Genomic DNA, 14,785 nt, shown 5'->3' with positions numbered 1-14,785 from the left:
GGGTAATGGGTAATGGATGGAACACTGTCCCACAAGACCTAAAGCCTAAAACCTAAAGCCTAAAGCCTAAAGCCTAAAGCCTAAAGCCTAAAGCCTAAAACCTAAAGCCTAAAACCTAAGCCTTACCAAACCGCCGATGACGTTGTTGATAGTTAAGCAGTGCTTTGTGAAATGCGCGTCTGTCAAAATCTGGCCATAATGTATCGGTAACATAGATTTCGGCGTAAGCCAACTGCCACAACAAAAAGTTACTAATCCGCATTTCGCCGCTAGTCCGAATCAAGAGATCGGGATCGGGGAGATCGGCAGTGTGTAAGTGTTTTGAGAGTAAGTGTTCGTCGATCTCGATCGCCTTAATCAGTCCTTGCTGCACCTGAGTGGCAATTGCCTGACAGGCACGGACGATTTCTTGTCTGCCGCCATAATTGATCGCAACGGTAAAGCGCACGCCTTGATTGTCTTGGGTAGCGGTTTTTGCCCGATCGATCGCATCGTATAGCGATGGCGGAAGATTGGCTAAATCGCCGACAACTTCTAATTTAACTTCTTCCGCTACCATTTCAGCTAACTCCAACTGAAATAGATTTTCAAATAGAGTCATCAAAAAATCGACTTCCTCCATCGATCTGCCCCAATTTTCGGTCGAGAAGGCATAAACAGTCAGCGCACCGATCCCCCAATCTTTGCAGCACCGCAACAGATCTCGGAGCGCATCCGCACCGCGTTTGTGCCCCATCATCCGGGGAAATCCCCGCTGTTTCGCCCATCTGCCATTCCCATCCATGATCGCGGCTACATGTTGTGGTAACTGAGTACAATCTAAATCGGCAGGTAGTTCGATGAGACTGGTTGTTTTGGAAGTCATCTGAGGAGTTGTGGATTATAAATTATGAATTATGAATTGCGAGCAGGGGTGCATTCATAGTTCATTTGTTTTCCGGCAATTGTAGCAGGCGACGGCATAGCTTAATCACGCGGAGACTGAATTTACGCCCGAAGCTAAACAAACTCGGTGCGACTGATTCGCGTTCGCTAATCGGGGCAAACCGGGTTTCTAATAGCTCTTTCAGTTTACTGCTAGTCAGGGGTCGATCGAGCATTCCCGCCTCAGCTAGCGAAATCGATCCCGTTTCTTCAGAGACGACGATACACACGCAATTGTTCGTCCGCTCGGTAATTCCCATTGCCGCTCGATGCCTAGTTCCTAGCTGCCGAGAAGCAGTTCGATCGGATAATGGTAAAATGACACCTGCCGATACCACTCGATCGCCGCGAATAAATACCGCACCATCGTGTAGTAAAGTCGTAGTTTGAAAAATAGTTTGGATCAGTTCCTTCGATAGCTCGGCATCTAATTTTACCCCCGGCACGGCAAAATCTCGCTCGTCCATCATCTCGTTGGTTTCGAGGATCATCAACGCACCGATCCGTTGTTGCGATAACTCCTTGACTGCCTCGACAATCCGATCGAGCGATCGATCTGTAGTTTCGCTCGTCCGGCGAGTTTGGCGGAACGAAGGTAGTAAATGCCCCCGTCCTAATTGCTCCAAAAAGCGGCGAAATTCGGACTGAAAAACAACGGACATCGCTAGTGCCGCGCCGACAACCAGCTTGTCGAGTACGAAGCTTAATAACTGAAATTGCAACTGTTGACCGAGCGCGGCAGCCACTATCAACACAATTAGCCCTCTTACCATCCACAATGTTCGACGATCTCTGACCGCCAATAACACCAGAAAAGTGAGGGCAATTACTAATCCTAGGTCTAAACTTTGGCGTAACCAGGATGCAGTAAAGTGGGAATCAAACCCCAGACCCAAAGTCATTGGCAACTAATCCACTACAACCAATCCCTAGATTCTATGGCACATTGGAGCAGATCGACAATCAATCTACGGTAATATTTATTTGCAATTGGCAATCGGTTAAACTTTAGCTAGTCGATCGCTACCGTCTCCGCTGTGAAGATTGACTGTGATATCATAAATGTCAATCCCCTCACAATCGATCGCACAAACCTTAACTAAAAATCGGGTTTGTAGCCTGCTACAAGACGATCGATCTGTCAGCCCGTACCGGAATCCGCTGATGAGTTCCGATCGTCAGATGCTACGCGCTAGCACGACTTCACACTAATTTGAGCTATCGGTTACCCCTGCTTGCAGTGGGGATCGCACCCCAATCTCGGATCGTGTCACTAACGCTTTAAAGCTGGTTAGTGACCAGTTCTTTGCTTGTTACCAGACAACACCAGTTCTGGTATCGTCCCCGCGCTCCCCGCTGTCTTTTCTCTCTATCTCGATCGTTAAACCGCTGGGTTTCCATCGTTAAACCGTTGGTTTTGCCGACGAGCTAACGATCCCTCTCTCCCCCTCTCCCGCTCACCAAAAACTCACCTCCAAGACCACTAACTAGATTCTATGACCAGCGGCTATATCCCGAGCGGGGCAATTTTAATTTTGGGTGGGATCGTCGCAGTTTCTCGATCCCGATCCGCTAAACCCGTGGGTTTCCAGAAAAGCTAACGCTCCCATCTCCCCCTCTTCCCCTCTCCCACCACAAAAATCACCCCCAAGACTATTAATTAGATTTTATGACCAGCGGCTATATCCTGATCGGGGCAATTTTGATTTTGGGCGGGATCGTCGCAGTTTCTGGCGACCGAATTGGCACGCGGGTTGGTAAAGCTAGACTATCGCTATTTAAATTACGTCCGCGTCAAACCGCGACATTGGTAACGATCGTTACTGGCACACTGATCTCGGCCTCCGTACTCACACTGATTTTTGGAGCTAGCGAACAACTCCGCATGGGCGTATTCGATCTTCAAAAGATCCAGCGCAAACTCTCCGATACCAAAGAAAATCTCGCGCGCGCCCTCGAACAAAAAGATCGCGTGCAGCGAGAACTAGAAGTTGCTCGGAACGAGCAGTCGGAAGCCAAAAATTTGCTCTCTGGCATCAATAACTCGCTCAAAGATGAGTTGCTCAAACAATCGGTTGCTACCCAAAATTTTAAGAATACCCAACAGCAACTCCAATCTGTCTCCACAGAACGTAACGAGCTAGTACAGGAGGTGACAGAAATCTCTCGCCAACGCCGCGATCTCAAAACGCAACAGCAAGTGATTTACGAGCAAGTTTTAGAACTCAAACAACAAATTAAATATTTAGACAGCGAAGTTGTACCGTTAAAACAGCAAATTGCAATTAATAATAAGCGAAAATCTCAACTGCAACAGCGACTCGAACGACCTACTCCCAATCCCAATCTCATCAGTCAAATTAAAAGCTTGCAAGATTATGAAAATAGTGATAAAAAATTAAGTCAAAATCTCGAACAACGGTTGGCTCGATCGAGCAATCTCGAAGCCCAACTGCAAGTCCAGCAAACAGAACTGTTCAATCTCAAGACTCAAATCGAACAGCTCGATGCCAAACTTGCCGTGCGCCAAGCACAGCTCAAAGAAAAAGATAAGCAGCATCAGCAGCTAGAGCGAGAATTTCAAACTCGGACGATGGAATTAAAGCTCAGAGATAGACAACTGAAAAAAATCGAGTTGCAAATTAAAATTAATCAGCAAGGATTGGCTTCGCTCGAACGAGAAGTTAATAACATCGAACGAGAATATCAGAAAATTCGGCAAGGAAATGTTGGCATTCTCCGCAATCAAGTTCTTGCCAGTACTATTATCAAAAGCAACAGTACTGAAACTGTATCCCAGCAAATCGATAGTTTACTGGCTCAAGCCAATCGCAATGCCTTACAAGCCACCAATCCCAACACCAAAGATGCTCATTCTGAGAGGCTGAGTCAACGCCAGCCAAAAATTCTGGAAATTACGCCAGAGCGACTTACTCAACTCAAAAAACAAATAAGCGGACGTCAGAATTATGTGGTGCGGATTTTTTCGCTAGGTAATTATGTCGTCGGAGATCGCAATATTCAGGTATTTATCGATGCTACTCCCGATCGTCAATTATTCGCTCGTAACGAGCAAATTGCCGAAATCAGTATCGATCCGACTAAGATGAATGAAGAACAAATTCGCCAGCAATTAAATATTTTAATCGTCACCGCTCAACTACGCGCCAGACGGGCGGGAATTTTGGAAGATCGACCCCAGATCGGCGACGGACAATTGGCTACCTACGTCCAATTTTTAGACCGCATCAAAAAACAAAAATCCCCACTCGAAATCGGGGCGATCGTCGAGCGGGATACTTATACATTGGGGCCGCCAATAATTAAATTACAAGCGATGTCGGGTAGAAAGGTATTATTTAATACATAGCTCAAGTTACTAGTTATAAGTTATTTGTGAATTTAGAGAGTAGGGAGTAGGGAGTAGTAAGTAGTAAGCGGGAAAAAGCTAGTACTTTGTAACAAATTTCTACCATCTACCCTCTATACTCACTAACAATTATCGACTAGTAACTTGCGTTACCTACTCAAATGCCGCAATTAGTTCGTCGAGAGTACATTGATACACGGACATCATCTGTTTGAGTTGAGAGGGAACTAATCTTGGCTGAGAGCGTTTTTGCTCCCAGTCATTAATCGTTCTGACACTCAAGCCCAATTCGATCGCCAGTTGTACTTTTGTCAATCCAGCTACTTCCCGCAAGTGCATCGGTGTTACGCTACTATAACTAGGAGCGGCTGTGCGCCGAAGCTGATGCTGCGGTTGAGTCGCCGCTGTTCTCAAGACATACACTTTTGCTAATTGCCCACCAAATTCGCGCTGTTTGACAGCTACTTTTCGGCTAGCAATCGCAATTTTCAGACAAATTTGGAGCATGGAGATCGGACGGTTTAAGGTATCGGATAATTCCTTAATTGTGATGCCGTCCGGTCGATCGTCGAGCAACTCTAGGAGTCGATCGACAGTTGTTAAACTAGAGAAATCGGGGGTTATTTCGACAATTGCCAAAGTTAAGGTTTCCTAACTCGTCGCATAACAGCTTATCATCTTTATCCAAAAATCATGAATGTCATAAATACGATATTTTTATAGATAGACTCTTTCTTTTTGTCACTAGGTGATGTCCGTTTTTCCACCCTTGACAATTGAGATTGGTTCGGATACCGTTCGCACAAATATCGACGCTCCCCGCCCAACACTTTCTTTCTAGAGCAAAAAATAGACAATCACTCTCGATCCACTATCCACTATCCACTATCCACTATTCCCTCTCACAGACAGCGATACGATTCAGTCACCCCAAATTCTAAATATATGGCTCAATTTTGGATTGCGATCTTCTTCATTCTGTTAGCGATCGCCCAATTATATCAATCGATTCAAGCGATCGATTTACCCCTTCCCGTTTATTTAGTTTTGGGCGTAGTATTAGCTGTAGCTTCTAATTACCAACACAAATTGTCATTCATCCCCGCACAACAGGTCAAACTCGAAGAGATGAAAACACCAGAGCCAGTCCTCCCCGTGGCGCAGGTAAACCTCGCAGAAGTTAAAGCACCAGATCTAGCTCTCCCCTCACAACAGGTACAACTCGCAGAAGTTAAAGCAATAGAGCCAGTTATCCCCACACAACAGGCAAAACTCCCAGAAGTTAAAACACCAGAGCCAGTTCTGCCCGCACAGACGCCCCCACTTTCAACAGCTACAGAGCCGCAAGCAGCCCCCGCCCAAGCGGAGACAGTCGTGCCTAAAAAATCGCGTCCGCGCAAAACTACACCCAAATCGAGATCGAAGCAAGTGTCATAGTGTTAACTCCGGTACGCCGATCGCTCCTTTTCGAGTAAAATCCCGATTGTTACCCGTATGTAATCCCCTGGTTAAATTATGAGTTATCGAATGGATCGCCGCGCCTACGCTCAAACCTACGGGCCGACTACAGGCGATCGCGTCCGCCTTGCAGATACCGAATTATTCATCGAAATCGAGCGCGATTTTACGACTTATGGGGATGAAGTTAAATTTGGCGGCGGCAAGGTAATTCGGGATGGAATGGGACAATCGCCGATTTCTAATGCTGATGGTGCAGTAGATTTGGTGATTACCAATGCCGTGATTCTGGATTGGTGGGGCATCGTCAAAGCTGATGTCGGCATTAAGGATGGCAAGATTTACAAAGTCGGCAAAGCCGGAAATCCTTATATTCAAGATAACGTCGATATAATTATCGGCCCAGGCACCGAAATTATCGCCGGGGAGGGGTCGATTTTGACGGCGGGGGGTATCGATACCCACATTCATTTTATCTGCCCTCAACAGATTGAAGTGGCGATCGCGTCCGGTATTACCACCATGATTGGTGGCGGTACGGGGCCAGCAGCCGGAACTCATGCTACTACCTGTACTCCTGGCGTCTGGAATATGTACCGGATGTTGCAGGCGGTGGATGCTTTTCCGATGAATATCGGCTTGTTGGGCAAGGGCAATAGCTCTCAGCCGCAAGGTTTAGTCGAGCAAGTCCAAGCAGGTGCGATCGGGTTAAAATTGCATGAAGATTGGGGAACTACACCCGCCACGATCGATACTTGTCTGAGCGTCGCGGATGAATATGATGTCCAAGTGGCAATTCACACCGATACCCTCAACGAAGCCGGATTTGTCGAAACCACGATCGGTGCTTTTAAAGGTAGAACGATTCACACCTATCATACCGAAGGCGCGGGCGGCGGACACGCCCCAGATATCATCCGCGTCTGTGGCGAAGCCAATGTCTTGCCCTCTTCTACCAATCCCACTCGTCCCTACACGCTCAATACCCTCGACGAACATTTGGATATGTTGATGGTGTGTCACCATCTCAGTCCCAGTATTCCCGAAGATGTTGCCTTTGCCGAGTCGAGAATTCGCCGCGAAACGATCGCCGCTGAAGATATTCTCCACGATTTGGGCGCATTTAGTATGATTTCTTCCGATTCCCAGGCGATGGGGCGAATTGGCGAAACAATTATTCGGACGTGGCAAACCGCCCACAAAATGAAAGTCCAACGCGGTGGTTTACCTCAAGATAGTCAACCAGCCGATAATTTACGTGCCAAACGCTATATTGCTAAATATACAATCAACCCCGCAATTACTCATGGTATCTCTAATTATGTGGGTTCGATCGAGTCTGGTAAGATTGCCGATTTATGTTTGTGGAAACCTGCATTTTTTGGCATCAAACCAGAGACAGTAATTAAAGGTGGGCTGATAGCCTGGGCGCAGATGGGCGATGCCAATGCCAGTATTCCCACACCCCAACCCGTCCACATGCGCCCAATGTTTGGCAGTTATGGTGGTGCAAGAACTAATACTGCTTTTACGTTTCTGTCTCAAGTAGCAATGGAACGAGAGCTAGCACAACAATTACAGTTGCAAAAACAGGTACTAGCGGTATCGGGAACTCGTCAAGTTAGCAAGCGGGATATGAAGTTAAATGATGCGTTACCTCGGATCGAAGTCAATCCCGAAACTTATGAGGTAAGAGCCGATGGAGAGTTACTTACTTGTGAGCCTGCAACTGTTTTACCGATGGCGCAGCGTTATTTCTTATTCTAGTAAAGATTTGAGTTGCTTAGTCTCGAACCGCCCGCGAATGAATTCGGGGCTAATAGCCAAAGCCCTCTGTTCGCAAAGCGTCACGAAGTGAAGAGGACTGCATGATTCTCCAAGAGTTCATTTCAATGAACTTTTGCTATTATCCAGAACTTATAGTTCAGGGCGGTATTTGAGCAAAGCAAGTAATCATCGCATTATTTTAACCGCAGAGGCGCATATGTCGCAGAGAGAGCGTCTCCTTGCGGCAGATGGGTTTGCATGATTTTGGTTAGAAGGTAGAATAGTTTTTGACAATATTATTGCAAAAGTATGATAGTTATGCAATAATCTTACTAAAGTAGTATAGTTGGTTAACAGGTACATATCGTGCAAGAAATAGATATACTAGGAAAAGACGTTAGTAGTCTCCAAACCAAGATCGCGGTGCTAGAGAAAGAGATCGAGCACATGAAACAGCAGTTAGAGTCGAGAGATGTATGGCTGCGAGGAATCGGTATTGCGGTGATTGCAGCAGTATTGGTCTGGTTTGGGCAAAATGCACTCGATTCTCATTCTGCTCAAAAAGCCAATTCAGTCGGTGTATCAGCTAGCAAAGCAAAGTAACTAATATGGCAAAGAAACAAGACGGAGGAGTAATAATCCTATCCGCTACAGAAGAAGATATCTTGACCGTAATTTGGGGACACTCTCAGGGTGTCTATGGATTAGATATTCTCAATCGAATTAATAAGGCTAATAAAGAAACCAATCGCAGAGAAATTGGCGTGGGTAGTTTGTATCCCGCACTCAAACGAATGGAGCAACAAGGTTTAGTTACTGCTCGTTGGGGGGAGGAAGCTCTAGGCGAAGAATCTGGTGGTGCCAGAAGACGTTACTATGCAATCTCTGCCGATGGTGAGCAAGCCTTGATAGCAACACAACAGTATCGTCAACAATTGTCATTGAGTCCAATATTTGCTAATACATAGATAAAAATAAAAACATGGCTTTTATTGACGATCTTATTACAGCTTTTAAAAATGAGTTCGAGACATTTAGTCCTTTATTTGATGACTTGTCATTTGAAAACATGTCGTTATCGAATCTGGACAGGAATATATCATTATTAAAATCAAGAGCTATAACATTGTTAAATTATAAAGCAATAGCTTTGTTGAGAAACATATCATTTAATATTCCTGTAATATTATTTGTTTCTTCTACATTCAGTATTCCTATATCAAATCATTTTTTTAAATTACTTGAAATAGGAATAGATGAAGAATGGAGAGGCTTTATCATTATTAAATTGCTTGAAGCAGGAATAGATGAGGAATGGAGAGGATTTGTTAGCGAGCAAAAATATGGATGGAGTAAATTGGGGTTGCCAAAAAAACAAATTCAAAACAAGACAATGATTTCTCTAATTGCTTTACATTGGGGTAGGCTAAAATCTTGGATGCAATTACTTAGGATTTTATCTTGGGTAAAATCTCAATTAATGTACAAGTAATTTCTCTTAAAAAATCAATGCCACCGATCGGATCGAACATCACTGATTAAATAATTAAATATATGCTCATTCAAAAAATATACCAAGAACTGCAAGATATTCCTGAAGATAAACTTGCAGAAATTTACGATTTGATTCACTATTTTCGTCTGGGTTTAGGTCAAGAACAGGCACAACCGCGCAGCCCTGGCTTACTAACAGGAAAACTAGGAGATGCTTTCTTTGAGCCACTACCAGAAGAGGAACTCCAGCAATGGGAGTAAACTATCTCATCGATACCCATATCCTGCTGTGGTGGCTATTTAACGATCCCAAACTCAACGCCGAATGCCAAGATATCATTCGTAATCCCGCTCATCGTATTATAGTCAGTAGCGTTTCTGCATGGGAAATTGCAACTAAATATCGCATCGGTAAACTTCCCGAAGCCAAACAGATTGTCGAAGAATATTCACAGATATTGCATCGAGCCAAATTTATCGAACTTGCCATTACCTCGGCTCATGCACTCAGAGCTGGCAGCTTGCCTATCGCTCATCGCGATCCTTTTGACAGAATGATAATGGCACAAGCCGAAATTGAGCATATGCCTGTTATCACTTATGATGAGGCTTTTCAAACTGGGCTAATTCAAGTAATTCCCAATCGAAAGCAACCCTAGATTGAGGTAGTTTTATAAATAATCTAAATAGTGTCGCCCTTTAACTTCCTACTGCGACTCCCCAGAAAAAATCTTTAATCGTCGATGCGTCGGTATTGACGTGAATTTTGCGACCCCAGGAATACATATCGAATTGGACTCGACTTTGCTTATTTTTAGTGATTTTAGTCGGAGCTTCGATCGAGATATTACCCAAAATTGTCACCCAATGATTGGGAAAAACCCGATGAAATCGGGACGCGATAAATGAGTTGTTGCCGAGCAAACCTTGCGAATTGATCAACCCGAACGCTACACCACCAGCTTTAATCGTATTATCGGCTTCTTGCAGCGCGCGAAATTCGCCAGATAGAGGTGTTGGATGAGATTTTGTCTGGGAATAACCTAATAGTTCTCGTACCCAACCATTGATTTCCCAGGGCTTGGTGATGCCACCGAGTTCGCGGAGCAGTCTGGGAGCTTTGGGATGCACGGGCACGATTTTATTGGCACAATCGCGGAGGGTTGCCAGTAGCATCCAATCAACCTGCGGCATTCTCAGGTTGCCATAACTGCGGCACAACCTGCCAGAGGCGACAATTTTTTTGGTGTAGCCATCAAAACTCCCATACTCGTACAAGCTTTGACAGATATCGATATAGCGATCGGGTTGTTTGCGAATTAGTTCAAATACTACCGCAGCAGGGCCGCAAAAAGGCTGTTCTCCCTGTTGGATTTGGTAAGGATTAGTAAGCCTATCGCGAACATCCTCGATTAGTTGCCATTTGTCTAAATGGTTCCAGACTCCAGTTTGCGGCGATTCGGCAAATTTGGCTAAGCGTTCGTCTAGGCGAAGATCGTTGGCGTAGCCTCTTCCCTCGATATTCGTTTCCGTCGCATTTAAGTCGCTTCGCATATGATTCGGTGTGAGCGCGATATCGGCGAGTAAGTACTCCTTTCTCATGTTACCCATATTAGCTAGGAATTCTCAATCCAGTGCCAGATATTTTGAGTTTTGGATCGGGAATCGAGTCAAAATTTGGCGTCCAAATTTTAGCTGGCAGAATTTCATCGGCGCAATGGCGCGAACTTCATAAAACTTTACTTCAAGTAAATGATAGTTATTCTCAATAGTTGTGATAGAATTTTTTAGAGCTTGTTGAAATTAATAGTCAATAAGCTAAATCGGATTGAGATCTGGCGATCGCCAAAATTTAGGCAGTCGTGAGGTCTAGATCTAAAAGTCCTGACTACCATTTCAGCAAGCCGATCTGCCTACAGGAATTAATTGTCCCGCTCGGTTGGCAGTAATTCAGTTTTGCGGTTGAGATTGCTAAAAATTATTGACATAAATAGTTATTTAGTGAATAGGCGATCGAATTGGGAGTAAGTAGCGAATCGACGCTAACAAGTCCTGTAACGATCGCGAGCGATCTTGTCGGACTCGATGGTGGCGCGGGGATGTTAAACATTAATACATCGAACACATATTAAGGATAGACACTGATGAATTGGGTTAATTTTACTTGGTGGTGGTGCATGACCTATTTTGGTTTTACTTACGAACTCGGCGGTGAAGATGAGCCGAATTGAAGCTGGAGCAATTTTGGCTGACGACGCTCGTGTCGCCGCATCGGGATTGAGTATTCAGATAAAACGCGCTAACTTATTAAATATTTATTAATTAGAATGACTAATATGTCACAATTGAACTGTTTTTTGACGATCGGACTGGTAAAACGGAATGTATTGTGAGAATAGTTCAGAATAAACTTGGCGATCGGTCGATCGACAAGATCTCGATCGAGATTTTAGCAGCCAAAATCTCCGCACGCGGCGGTGAGACAGTCGGACATTTTTCAAATAATAAGTATAATGACAAATCGGCCTAAATTTCTCTGGATTAGTGCTAGTCCTAGTCTCAAGTATTTCCATCGCCGCCTCATCAATCATCTATCTCAAGTCGTCAAAGTCGAGCTATGGGAATACCAACAAACTCTAGATGAAAGTAGTTCCATTGATGGAGCCGTTAAATTATTACACGACTACATAGCCGAGCTAGCCGAGCCAGTGCATCTCATCGGACATGGCATCAGTGGAACGATTGCGTTAGTGTACGCGCGCCTGTATCCCGCTCGAGTTGCCTCATTAACCCTATTGAGCGTTGCCGTAAGACCGGGAATTAATTGGCATTCTTATTATTACGATCGATTGTGGTCTTTACCGTATAGTCGAGCGCATATTTTAAAATCAATTTCTACGGATCTGTTTCCAGGTACTTCAGCTCGTCATGTGTGCGATTTAGTCGAGCGAATGGAGCGAGATTTAGTCGAAGCTCCATCGAGTCATTCACTATTTCAATCTACTCTTTTACCAGCAGGCGGTGTGGATATGCCGTTGATGATATGTGCTTGTCAATCCGATCCTGTTATTAAGTCATCTGCTTTATCCAAATGGATTAATTACTTTAAACCAGTAGATGAAATCTGGCGAGTCTCAACCGGGGGACATTTCTTTCATCACATTCATTCGGAATTGGTCAGTTATCACATCCAAAATTTTTGGCAAAAGCTAGAACCAGCAATTGTATTTCATCAACCGATGAAAGTAGAGTTTAATTAAGCTATCTGGACATCTGTGTTCGATCTTCTACTTTCTGTCTGGCTCGCGCTTAAGCGTTGGGGCACAAATGCAGGCGCGAATCGCTGCCTGTGTGCCTTTTGCCCTCAGTTGCAAAGCCAAGTCGGAAGCGCAAAGCGTCTGCTGAGGCTGCGCTTTGCGTTGGCGTGGTGCCGAAGCACTGCCCACTGCCTTTGGTGAAGCATTACCTCGACAGAGCCAGTATGCGCGATCGCTGCGGTAAGATCGAAAGGAGAATCACCAGCGAGAAGCCAATGACCGAGCGAGCCGAGCCAGTAACCCCAAACGATCGATCCGTAGTTGAAGCGTACCTAGCAGCTCAACAAGATAGTGTCACGAATCCAGCACAGGATTTAGGTTTAGGATTGATTCCGGCTGCACCGGAGGGATTTCGATCGGGATTTGTCGGGATTATTGGCAGACCGAATGTGGGTAAATCGACGCTGATGAACCAACTAATCGGTCAAAAAATTGCGATCGTCTCCCCAGTCCCTCAAACGACTCGCAACCGCTTACAGGGCATCCTTACCACCGATACGGCGCAAATGATCTTTGTCGATACCCCTGGGATTCACAAACCCCATCACAAACTCGGCGAAGTCTTGGTGAAAAACGCTCAAAGCGCGATCGGGGCGGTAGATGTCGTATTGTTTGTAGTTGATGGCACGGAGATTGCTGGCGGTGGAGATCGGTTTATCGCTGAGTTGCTAATCAATGTCCAGGTGCCGATTATTCTGGGAATCAACAAAATCGATTTGCGGACAGATTTGAGCCGCTCTCACTTGGAAGCCATCGATGCTAGCTATCTCGAACTCGCCCAAACTCATAACTGGCAGGTAGTCAACTTTTCCGCTACTGCTGAGACAGGATTGGATCGACTGCAAGCTAGTCTGAGCGAAAATCTCGACACTGGCCCTTACTATTACCCGCCAGAACTGGTTACAGACCAACCAGAACGGTTTATCATGGGCGAACTAATTCGCGAACAAATCATTTTGCTCACTCGTGAAGAATTACCGCATTCTGTGGCAGTTACGATCGATCGGGTCCAAGAAGATGCCAAAATTACTCGAGTCCTAGCGACTATTTATGTCGAACGCGACTCCCAAAAAGGCATCCTCATCGGTAAAAGCGGCCAAATGCTCAAGCAAATCGGCTCTAATGCCAGAGAGCAAATGCAAAAACTGATTGCAGGTAAGGTTTATTTAGAATTATTTGTCAAAGTGCAACCTAAGTGGCGGCAATCTGGCTTGCGGTTGGCAGAACTCGGTTATCGGGTGGAGGAGTAGGGAGGGGGGAGATGATGTAGGTTGGGTTTCGCTTTGCTCTACCCAACAGCACCAACATTGTAGATACCTTCTAAATCGATAGTTCAGAGCGTCTCGCGCTTGTGAGCGCGACCCAGATTTGAGTGAGATCGGACAGGGAGTCAGAACCGAGGGGTGACTAGTACTTTCGGCAAGATGCGATCGAGTAGTAATTTCCGTAAGGTAGAATTCATAAAATACCCGATTTTGCAACGTTAATTATGCTGAATTTGATGTAAAGTTACCAATTAAGCTACACCGCAATCGTGGAGCTTAATTCCCCCGTTTGAACTCGACGCTCGAGTTTGAACCAGAGCGTACCCCAACTCCCAACTCCCAACTAAATGGTCGCCACCCCCCATCGGGAGAACTTCTCTCCTTCAGTCGAACCACAAGTAGATCCCCATACCCTCGCACAGATGGGAATTGCCATGCTCATCGATCTCGCCCAGCGCGGCGAAATCGATCCGTGGGATGTCAAAGTTATTGATGCGATCGATCTGCACCTGAGCAAACTGCCACTCCAAGCCAATCAAACTCTAGCGCACAAGCAAGCCAACCTTTCTCAATCCGGACAAGCCTTTCTGTGGGCGGCAATGCTAGTGTTACTCAAAGCCCAGAGTTTAGAACAAAGTCAATCTCAGACAGAAGATTTTGACTTTATCGAAGAAGATATCGAATTTGAAGAGATCGGGACTACAGGGCTACCGCGTAACTTGGAGCGACACATTCGGCGCAGACTGACCTCGCCCCCGCCCCAAACTCGTCCGGTAACGCTCCAAGATCTGATTCTGCAACTGAGCCAAATCGCTGATAAAATTGCCGAGCCAACATTGCGGCGTCGCTCGATCAAGAGCAAAGCGATGTCGGTGAAGAAAGCCACTCAAACCATCGTCGGACTGGCTCACGATGAGAATTTAACCGAAATGGCGGCACTTGTGGCCGAGTTTCTAGTCACATATACTAGTGAAACCGATTGTTGGACTCTTGAAGATCTAGTAAATATCTGGTCTGCAAAGTTTCCGCCCGCCCCCGGACAAGAACATGGAGCAAATCACGATCGAGTAGGTGTATTCTGGGCACTATTACTACTATCGGCCCAATCTAAGGTCGAACTCTATCAAACAGACTTTTATCAAACCCTGACCATCCGCAGACTGCAAGAAGAATCGGTAGAAATGAACTAG

The 14,785-nt window shown here is 45.4% G+C and carries 18 protein-coding genes; 14 read left to right on the top strand and 4 right to left on the bottom strand.

Features of this window, described 5'->3' with window-relative positions:
- Positions 1–115 precede the first annotated feature (115 nt).
- Entirely contained in the window at positions 116–865 is a 750-nt protein-coding gene (locus tag CHA6605_RS27600) for an isoprenyl transferase (RefSeq protein ID WP_015162649.1), read from the bottom strand.
- Between the two features lie 61 nt (positions 866–926).
- Positions 927–1,826, bottom strand: a complete 900-nt coding sequence (gene cdaA / locus CHA6605_RS27595) for a diadenylate cyclase CdaA (RefSeq protein WP_015162648.1) — start codon at positions 1,824–1,826, stop codon at positions 927–929.
- Positions 1,827–1,986: 160 nt separating this feature from the next.
- Here cdaA and CHA6605_RS34690 point away from each other — a divergent pair, with 160 nt between their 5' ends.
- A complete protein-coding gene (locus CHA6605_RS34690) occupies positions 1,987–2,136 on the top strand; it encodes a hypothetical protein (RefSeq protein ID WP_157260124.1) in 150 nt (49 codons plus the stop codon).
- A 457-nt stretch (positions 2,137–2,593) separates the two neighbouring features.
- Positions 2,594–4,294: a DUF3084 domain-containing protein gene (locus CHA6605_RS32100; RefSeq protein WP_015162647.1), complete on the top strand. Its 1,701-nt coding sequence runs from the start codon at positions 2,594–2,596 to the stop codon at positions 4,292–4,294.
- A gap of 153 nt (positions 4,295–4,447) precedes the next feature.
- On the opposite strand, the gene CHA6605_RS34685 is transcribed toward CHA6605_RS32100, so the two are convergent.
- Entirely contained in the window at positions 4,448–4,933 is a 486-nt protein-coding gene (locus tag CHA6605_RS34685; protein ID WP_015162646.1) for a helix-turn-helix transcriptional regulator, read from the bottom strand.
- Between the two features lie 306 nt (positions 4,934–5,239).
- On the opposite strand from CHA6605_RS34685, the gene CHA6605_RS27575 reads away from it, so the two are divergent.
- The 7 genes from CHA6605_RS27575 to CHA6605_RS27550 all read left to right on the top strand — a co-directional run bounded on the left by CHA6605_RS27575 (position 5,240) and on the right by CHA6605_RS27550 (position 9,672).
- Positions 5,240–5,731 (top strand): hypothetical protein, encoded by a 492-nt coding sequence (locus CHA6605_RS27575; RefSeq protein WP_041548496.1) that lies wholly within the window; start codon positions 5,240–5,242, stop codon positions 5,729–5,731.
- A gap of 78 nt (positions 5,732–5,809) precedes the next feature.
- Complete coding sequence (gene ureC / locus CHA6605_RS27570) at positions 5,810–7,519, top strand: urease subunit alpha (protein ID WP_041548495.1); 1,710 nt, start codon at positions 5,810–5,812, stop codon at positions 7,517–7,519.
- Between the two features lie 366 nt (positions 7,520–7,885).
- Complete coding sequence (locus tag CHA6605_RS34680) at positions 7,886–8,122, top strand: bZIP transcription factor (RefSeq protein ID WP_015162644.1); 237 nt, start codon at positions 7,886–7,888, stop codon at positions 8,120–8,122.
- A gap of 5 nt (positions 8,123–8,127) precedes the next feature.
- Positions 8,128–8,487 (top strand): PadR family transcriptional regulator, encoded by a 360-nt coding sequence (locus CHA6605_RS27565; protein WP_015162643.1) that lies wholly within the window; start codon positions 8,128–8,130, stop codon positions 8,485–8,487.
- A 14-nt stretch (positions 8,488–8,501) separates the two neighbouring features.
- Positions 8,502–9,011, top strand: a complete 510-nt coding sequence (locus CHA6605_RS27560; RefSeq protein ID WP_015162642.1) for a hypothetical protein — start codon at positions 8,502–8,504, stop codon at positions 9,009–9,011.
- Positions 9,012–9,073: 62 nt separating this feature from the next.
- Positions 9,074–9,274 carry a hypothetical protein gene (locus tag CHA6605_RS27555; protein ID WP_015162641.1) on the top strand — a complete coding sequence of 67 codons (201 nt, stop codon included), beginning with the start codon at positions 9,074–9,076 and terminating at the stop codon, positions 9,272–9,274.
- Positions 9,265–9,672, top strand: a complete 408-nt coding sequence (locus tag CHA6605_RS27550) for a type II toxin-antitoxin system VapC family toxin (protein ID WP_015162640.1) — start codon at positions 9,265–9,267, stop codon at positions 9,670–9,672. Before CHA6605_RS27555 ends, CHA6605_RS27550 begins: the two co-directional genes overlap by 10 nt.
- A gap of 40 nt (positions 9,673–9,712) precedes the next feature.
- Here CHA6605_RS27550 and CHA6605_RS27545 read toward each other — a convergent pair whose 3' ends face one another.
- On the bottom strand, positions 9,713–10,615 hold the full coding sequence (locus CHA6605_RS27545; protein ID WP_051038987.1) for a hypothetical protein: 903 nt from the start codon (positions 10,613–10,615) through the stop codon (positions 9,713–9,715).
- A 32-nt stretch (positions 10,616–10,647) separates the two neighbouring features.
- On the opposite strand from CHA6605_RS27545, the gene CHA6605_RS34675 reads away from it, so the two are divergent.
- The 5 genes from CHA6605_RS34675 to CHA6605_RS27530 all read left to right on the top strand — a co-directional run bounded on the left by CHA6605_RS34675 (position 10,648) and on the right by CHA6605_RS27530 (position 14,785).
- Entirely contained in the window at positions 10,648–10,785 is a 138-nt protein-coding gene (locus tag CHA6605_RS34675) for a hypothetical protein (RefSeq protein ID WP_157260123.1), read from the top strand.
- Positions 10,786–11,402: 617 nt separating this feature from the next.
- Positions 11,403–11,543 carry a hypothetical protein gene (locus CHA6605_RS34670; protein ID WP_157260122.1) on the top strand — a complete coding sequence of 47 codons (141 nt, stop codon included), beginning with the start codon at positions 11,403–11,405 and terminating at the stop codon, positions 11,541–11,543.
- Positions 11,527–12,273 (top strand): alpha/beta fold hydrolase, encoded by a 747-nt coding sequence (locus CHA6605_RS27540; RefSeq protein WP_015162638.1) that lies wholly within the window; start codon positions 11,527–11,529, stop codon positions 12,271–12,273. The genes CHA6605_RS34670 and CHA6605_RS27540 overlap by 17 nt, the downstream gene beginning before the upstream one ends.
- 272 nt (positions 12,274–12,545) lie before the next feature.
- The gene (gene era / locus CHA6605_RS27535) at positions 12,546–13,580 is read left to right on the top strand and encodes a GTPase Era (protein WP_015162637.1); all 1,035 of its coding nucleotides are present in this window, start codon (positions 12,546–12,548) and stop codon (positions 13,578–13,580) included.
- 437 nt (positions 13,581–14,017) lie between these two features.
- Positions 14,018–14,785, top strand: a complete 768-nt coding sequence (locus CHA6605_RS27530; RefSeq protein ID WP_041550096.1) for a segregation/condensation protein A — start codon at positions 14,018–14,020, stop codon at positions 14,783–14,785.

Source organism: Chamaesiphon minutus PCC 6605 (assembly GCF_000317145.1).
In the GTDB taxonomy this organism is placed as follows: Bacteria; Cyanobacteriota; Cyanobacteriia; order Cyanobacteriales; family Chamaesiphonaceae; genus Chamaesiphon; species Chamaesiphon minutus.
This window is presented reverse-complemented; position numbering and strand designations above follow the sequence as displayed.